This window comes from Actinacidiphila oryziradicis (assembly GCF_005047355.1).
Classification (GTDB): Bacteria; Actinomycetota; Actinomycetes; order Streptomycetales; family Streptomycetaceae; genus Actinacidiphila; species Actinacidiphila oryziradicis.
Genome location: NZ_SUMC01000205.1, coordinates 1 through 6845, shown reverse-complemented (window position 1 = coordinate 6845; position 6845 = coordinate 1). Strand labels below are relative to the sequence as shown.

General features: G+C 69.1%; 5 protein-coding genes. 3 read left to right on the top strand and 2 right to left on the bottom strand.

The window, feature by feature from the left end; genetic code table 11:
* Positions 1-69: 69 nt before the first annotated feature.
* Positions 70-1335, bottom strand: coding sequence for an outer membrane protein assembly factor BamB family protein (locus FCI23_RS53165; protein WP_169317442.1), 1266 nt, complete (start codon positions 1333-1335; stop codon positions 70-72).
* Positions 1336-1625: 290 nt separating this feature from the next.
* The gene (locus FCI23_RS53160; RefSeq protein ID WP_136731270.1) at positions 1626-2642 is read right to left on the bottom strand and encodes a glycoside hydrolase family 26 protein; all 1017 of its coding nucleotides are present in this window, start codon (positions 2640-2642) and stop codon (positions 1626-1628) included.
* 230 nt (positions 2643-2872) lie between these two features.
* Here FCI23_RS53160 and FCI23_RS53155 point away from each other — a divergent pair, with 230 nt between their 5' ends.
* The 3 genes from FCI23_RS53155 (at position 2873) to FCI23_RS53145 (ending at position 6687) form a co-directional block, all read left to right on the top strand.
* Positions 2873-3217, top strand: coding sequence for a hypothetical protein (locus tag FCI23_RS53155; RefSeq protein ID WP_136731268.1), 345 nt, complete (start codon positions 2873-2875; stop codon positions 3215-3217).
* A gap of 90 nt (positions 3218-3307) precedes the next feature.
* Complete coding sequence (locus tag FCI23_RS53150; RefSeq protein WP_136731279.1) at positions 3308-5413, top strand: bifunctional polysaccharide deacetylase/glycosyltransferase family 2 protein; 2106 nt, start codon at positions 3308-3310, stop codon at positions 5411-5413.
* Positions 5410-6687: an acyltransferase family protein gene (locus FCI23_RS53145; RefSeq protein ID WP_246144893.1), complete on the top strand. Its 1278-nt coding sequence runs from the start codon at positions 5410-5412 to the stop codon at positions 6685-6687. Before FCI23_RS53150 ends, FCI23_RS53145 begins: the two co-directional genes overlap by 4 nt.
* Positions 6688-6845: the final 158 nt, after the last annotated feature.

The following is a 6845-nucleotide window of genomic DNA, read 5'->3' as shown; positions in this document are numbered from 1 at the left end:
GCTCCTGCCCGTCCGCGCGCCCGGCTCCGGTCGTCCTGCCTCGGTTCGCGCGCCGGCCGCCCCCGGACGCTACCGGTAGAGCCGCACCCCACCGGCTGTCCCGAGGGCGTTGAGCTCCAGCACCCCGCCGTCCGGGGTCACGTACACCGTGCCTGCGGTGAAGTTCCCGTGGCCGGTGCCGACCGGCAGACGCGCGAGGGGGGTGGCGTGGCCCGTGCGCGGGTCGAGCTGGAGGAGTTGCTGCCGGCCGGAGGTGGAGAGGGCGTACACCTGGTCGGCCCCGGCCGCAGTGGTGGCGAGCGCGGCTGAGCGGTAGCTCCACAGCTTGGCGCCGGTGGCGGTGTCATAACCGTCGATCTCGCTGCCGGCGGCGGTCTGGGCCGGGGTGAGCAGGATGTTGCCGACGAGCCGTGCGGAGTGGTCGGCGGCGGAGTCGTTGCCGGGTGCGACCTCGGTGTTGCCCACGGCGAGCTTGCGGCTGCGTCCGGAAGGGGCGAAGACCCGCACGCTGTCCTCGACCGCCGTATGGAGCGAGGCGATCAGCGGCGAGCCGGAGAAGATGTGGGCCACATCGGTGTGGGCGCTCTGGGATTGGGTCCAGCGCACCTTTCCGCTCTTCCCGTCGTACGCGGTGAGGGTGAACTTGTTGCTGCTGTCGGCGCAGTAGTCGTCCACCAGCACGATCCCGTCGGCGCCCCAGTCGTAGGCGTTGCAGTAGGAGCCGCGGGCCTTGAAGCCCCAGATGCGGCGACCGGTGCGGACGTTCAGACCGCCCAGGAAGTTCTCGCTGACGATCGTGGCGACATCACCTTGGACGTACGTCTGGGCGGCCATCGCCGTGGGGTGACCGGAATTGACCAGGGGCGTGGTCCAAAGGATCTTCCCGGTGGCCGTGTCGATGCCGGCCAGCGAGGTGCAGGAGTTGCCGTCCCGGCCGAAGGCGACCATGCCGATGCCGTGCGCGGCGAGCGTCGGGGACATGGCGCAGGGGACGGTGCCCTCCTTCGCCGTGGGGGTGGTCCGCCAGGTCCGCCACACCTCGCGGCCGTCGGCCAGGTTGTAGGCACTGACGCCGCCGCGGGTGGAAGCCCGGATCAGCCGCGTGCCGGTGAGCCAGCTCCCGATCAGCTCGTCGTCCGCGGCGGGTGCGGGCACCTGCCACACCTGCGCCAACTGCTTCGGCGCGAGGGGGGCGCCGTCTGCCTTCTTCAGCACGACGGCGGCGGCCCCGCCCGCGGCGGCAAGGACGGCGAGGGCGAGGGCGATTCTGCCTGCTCGCCTGCCTCTCCCGCGCTGCGGCAGCGGCTGCGCCGAGGCGGGCCCGGGTAGCGGCACGGGTATCAGTGCCGTCCCGGGACCGAGAACTGCGGTAGCCCCGGGCGGGGGCGCCGCCGGCGACTCTGGGCGCGGTTCGCGGCCCGGCTTTGCGTTGACCGGCCCGCGGGACCTGAAGGCCCAGTCGGCGTCCTCCTGAAGAGCGCCCTGCTCCGGTGAGGGTTGTGTCGTCATCCCCGTACTTCCACTCCGCTCGGTCGTCCGCGTCGCGGCGGCCCTCCCGCCCTCACGCGCCATCGTAGATTTCGTACCGGCCGGGCCCGCGCCCGGCCGCGTCCGCTGGGTGCGGCTCAGCCGCTCGTGAACGGGTGGCCGAAGCGGGCCCGGGCCGATTCCACGCGGAAGGCCGCCTCGGCGCCCACCGAGGTGTCGATGCGCCAGTCCATCAGCAGCGAGCTGCCCGGCCAGGTCTTGCGGTTGTCGTACCAGACCAGCCCGATGACGCCCGCTTTGGCGGCGCCCTGGAACAGGTCGCGGATCTGCTCCTCCTTGCGGCTGCTCTGCGCCACGGCGGTCTCGGTGATCAGCACCGGCTTGCCGGAGAAGCGCGCGATCTCCCGCAGGGTGGGCGTGAACAGACTGGAGAAGGCGACGCCGTCGATCGGCCCGTAGTAACCGATGACGCCGATCCAGTCGGTATAGGCGCCGCCAGGGTAGTAGGGGCGCAGCCTGGCGGTGGTGCCCGTGTCGGCCACATGGGGACTCCACACCCAGATCACGTTGGTGACGCCGAGGCCGCGGAAGATGTCGTGGACGTGCCGCCAGGCCGCGACGAAGTCGGCAGCCTTGGCATGCCCGGGCCCCCAGAGGTTCCACGGACCGTTCATCTCACCGGCGAAGGAGAGGGCCAGCGGGCCTTGGTAGGCGGCGATCTGATGGGCCAGCCGGCGGATGTAGGAGTCTTGGGAGCCCCCGGCGATATCGGCCAGCGGGGTGCCGGAGGGCACCAGAGCGAGCATCGGGAGCTGCCCGTGCCGCCAGAGAAAGGCGTTGCCCTCCGAGTCGAAGTCCTCGCCCCAGGAGGCGTAGTACTCGCGGATGTCGGGGGCGCGCCCCGCCTGCCGTGTGAAGGTCTTCACGATGCCGTACTGCCAGGGCGTCTTGTTGTCGACGACGCCCAGTACCCGGCCGGCCGGGTGCAGCATGGACGAGACGTCGAAGCGCGCCGCCGAGGCGGAGGGGGTGCTTCCGCTCGCCCCGGTGCCGCCGGCAGTTCCCTTACCGCCGAAGGCGTAGACCAGGAAGAGGCCGGTGACCACGAGCATCGCTGCGACCGCGAGGTAGCCGGGGCGGGGGGGTCTGGCCATGCACGGAACGTCCGATCGGGCAGGCGGCAAGGTCCAGGACCAAAACTATACGAGCCCTCCCCGGATTATCCACATTTTCATTTCGATATGGTCACGGACCGGAGGGCAGAGGCTGGCAAACCGAACATCCTGCATGCTTCCCATAGTTCGTTCCAGTACTTTCATCGAACACTGGAGTCCGCTGAGACGCGATCAACGAAAGCCCGAGGTCCTCGGTGACCAGTCCCCGTATGGAAGTTGAGCCATCTCCCGTCTTTGTGGACCGGACGGGTCGGCGCGGTCGGCGATTGCGCGGCCTCGGCTGGGTGTTCGGCATCGTGTGCGTCGGTTTCGGCGTGGCCATGATCTCCGGCCTGCTCGGAATCCAGTCGCAGGCGCCCGCCTTCGCCGTCCCGGACACTGCGGACACCACCCCGCCCAGCCAGTATGTGAACGCCGCGCCGCCCTCGCCTCCCGGCAAAACCAAGCGCGGTGACCGTCCATCGGCCATCGCGGGCGCCGGACCGACCGCCACCGGGACCGCCACCCGGACCGGGACCGGGATCGGGACCACTGTCCCGACCTCCACTCCGTAACGCGCGCAGACAACGACCAGGAAGTCCATGTCCCGCCACCAACGCTCCCGGCGCTCCAGCCCGCGGCCGCGCCGACTCGCTGCGCCCCCCTTGCGTTTCTTCCTGCCGGTGACCGTGTTGGTGAGCCTGCTGGCGCTGCTGGTGCTGCGGGGCATGGCGAACAATGAGGTCTTCCACGACGAGCGCATCGCGGTCTCGGTGGACAAGGGAACCGTGCCGCGCAGCGTGCTGCAGGGCGGCCCGATCGTGGACGCACGCGGGGACAAGAACGGCAAGCCCGTCAGCTACACCATCCCCGACAAGACCATCGTCCTGAGCTTCGACGACGGACCGTCCCTCCAGTGGACGCCCAAGATCCTCAAGGTGCTGGCGGCCCAGCATGTGCACGCCGACTTCTTCGTCACCGGCTCGATGGCCACCCGCAATCCCGCGCTGATCCGCCAGATCGTGGCCGGCGGCCACGAGATCGGTGTGCACACCTTCACCCACCCCGACCTCGCGCTGCAGGCGAGCACCAGGCTCACCTGGGAGCTCAGCGAGACCCAGCTCGCCCTGGCAGGTGTCGCCGGAATCCACTCCAGCCTGTTCCGCCCGCCCTACTCCTCCACCGTCGACGCGCTCGACGACTGGTCCTGGCCGGTGACCAAGGAGGTCGGGTCGGACGGCTATCTGACCGCCTTCATCGACAAGGACACCGACGACTGGAAGCGCCCCGGCGTCGACGCCATCGTCAAGGCCGCCCTGCCCGACCTGGCCGGGCAGGGCGAAATGGTCCTGATGCACGATGCGGGCGGCAACCGGTCGCAGACACTGGCCGCGCTCCCGATCATCATCAATAAGCTCAAGTCCGAGGGCTACACCTTCAAGACCGTCAGCGAGGCGCTCGGCACCGGCTCCGCGGACACCCCGGTCACCGGCTACAACCTGTGGGCCGGCAAGGCGTTCTTGTGGTGCACCACCTTCTCCGTGGGGTTGATGCCCTGGCTGGTCGCTCTGCTCGCGGTCGTCGGTGTGCTGGTGTTCGTGCGCTTCGCGCTGATGCTGGTGCTCTCGGTCATACATGTGCGCCGCACGCGCAAGCCGGGGTTCTCCTGGGGCGATCCGGTCATCGAACCGGTCACCGTGGTCGTACCCGCCTACAACGAGCAGGAGTGCATCACCAACACCCTGCTCTCGCTGGCCGGAAGCGACTATCCCATCGAGGTGATCGTCGTCGACGACGGGTCGACCGATGACACCGCCGCCATCGTGGAAGAACTCGGCCTGCCGATGGTCCGACTCATCTGCCAGCCCAACCGCGGAAAGTCCGTTGCCCTCAACACCGGTGTGGCCGCGGCCTCGAACGAACTGATCGTCATGATGGACGGCGACACCGTCTTCGAGCCCTCGACCGTCCGCGAGTTGGTGCAGCCCTTCGGCGATCCGCGGATCGGCGCCGTGGCGGGCAATGCCAAGGTCGGCAACCGCGACACGTTGATCGGCGCCTGGCAGCACATCGAGTATGTGATGGGCTTCAACCTCGACCGCCGGATGTACGACGTGCTCAGCTGCATGCCGACCATCCCCGGTGCCGTCGGTGGCTTCCGCCGCACGGCGCTGGAGCAGGTGGGCGGGATGAGCGACGAGACACTCGCCGAGGACACCGACGTGACCATGGCGCTGCACCGGGCCGGCTGGAAGATCGTCTACGCCGAGAACGCCCGCGCCTGGACCGAGGCGCCCGGCACCATGAGCCAGCTGTGGTCCCAGCGCTACCGCTGGAGCTACGGCACCATGCAGGCGATGTGGAAGCACCGGCACGCGGTGCTGGAGCGCGGCCCGGCCGGACACTTCGGCCGGATCGGACTTCCCTTCGTCGCCCTGTTCATGGTGTTCACGCCGCTGCTCGCACCCGCCATCGATGTCGCCATGGTCTATGGCGTGGCCTTCGTCGACCCCTACAAGACCCTGGGCGCCTGGTTCGCGGTGCTGGCCCTGCAGGGCATCTTCGCCTGGTGGTCCTTCCACCTGGACCGGGAGAAGCCCTGGCATCTGGTCACCCTGCCCGTGCAGCAGGTGGTCTACCGGGTTCTCATGTACATGGTCCTCCTGCAGTCCTGGATAACCGCCTTGACCGGAGGCCGACTGCGCTGGCAGAAGCTGCGGCGCACCGGCGAGGTCGGGCTCGACGTCACCACGGGGGCGAAGTCATCATGAGCATTGCGGAACCTGGCAGGCTCGGATTCGAAAGCGACTCCGACACCATGGCCCTACGGGTTACCGACCGCGCTGTGGTGCCGGCGCAGACTTCCCCACTGGAGATCGAGCCCGGGCCCGGGCCCGCGGCACCCAAGCCGAAGGCCGGCCGCGACCGCTACCTGGACCTGCTGCGGGCGCTGGCCCTGGTCCGGGTGGTGATCTACCACAATTTCTCCTGGACCTGGCTGCCGCTGGTCTTCCCTTCCATGGGCGTGATGTTCGCGCTGGCCGGCTCGCTGATGGCCAAGTCCCTCAGCCGACCGGCCCTGAGCGTCATCCGGGGGCGGATGCGTCGCCTGCTTCCCCCCATGTGGATGTTCGGCGCGGTCCTGCTGACCGCCATGATCCTCGATGGCTGGGGCCCGAACTCCGAAGGCCACCCCAACTGGTGGTGGGGCCACCTCGCTTTCTGGATCCTGCCGCTCAGCACCCCTCCTTTCGCCTCCAACCTGTCCGGATTCGGCGGCCACCTGCCCTCCACCTGGGCCGAGCAGGTCGCGGTGCCGCTGTGGTACCTGCGTGCGTACCTCTGGTTCGTGCTGCTGTCACCGCTCATGCTCAAGGCCGTGCGCCGGCTTCCCTGGGTCACCCTGCTGGTGCCGCTGGCACTGTCGGCCTTCCTCAACTCCGGCCTGGTCGACCAGTCCGGCCGGGTGATGGAGGCCGCCACCGACTTCACCACCTTCGCCTCCTGCTGGCTGCTGGGCATGGCCCACAACGAGGGGCTGCTCCGCCGCATCCCCCAGTACGTCGTACCCTCGATCGCGCCGCTGGTGCTCGCCGCCGGCTACTGGTGGCTGCAGCAAGCGCCGGTGGACAACCCCCGGGTCGGCCCCGACCTGGAGGCGGTGCCACTGGCCCAGGCGATCTGGTCCTTCGGCAGCGTGATGCTGCTCCTTCACCTGAGTCCCTCATGGGAGAAGTGGCCCCGGCCACTGGAGCGGTTCAACGGAGTGGTGAGCCTGCTCAACTCCCGCGCGGTCACTGTCTACCTGTGGCACAGCCTCGCGCTGGTGCTCACCGAACCGCTGATCAACCCGCTCTGGAGCAACGACTTCATCTACACGCACCTGCAGTGGCTGCTGTCGAGCCAGTGGCTCCCGCTGCTGGTCGCCATTCCGCTGATCCTCCTGGCGCTGCTGCTCTTCGGCTGGGTCGAGGACGTGGCGGCCAAGCGCAGACCGCGGCTGTTCCCCTATCCGCGGCGGCCCAAGGGCCAGCGGCGGAAGTAGGCAGTTGGAGGAGCAGCTCGGGGTTGCACTTCCGCCGAGTTGTCGGCAGTTTCTGCAGGCCGGCGACGGATAGCTCGACACGACCGGCTCCATCAAGCGGCTCCGGCCGCAGTGGTGGCCGCGGGGCTCTACGACGCCGTTCCAGGAAATGGCGCTGA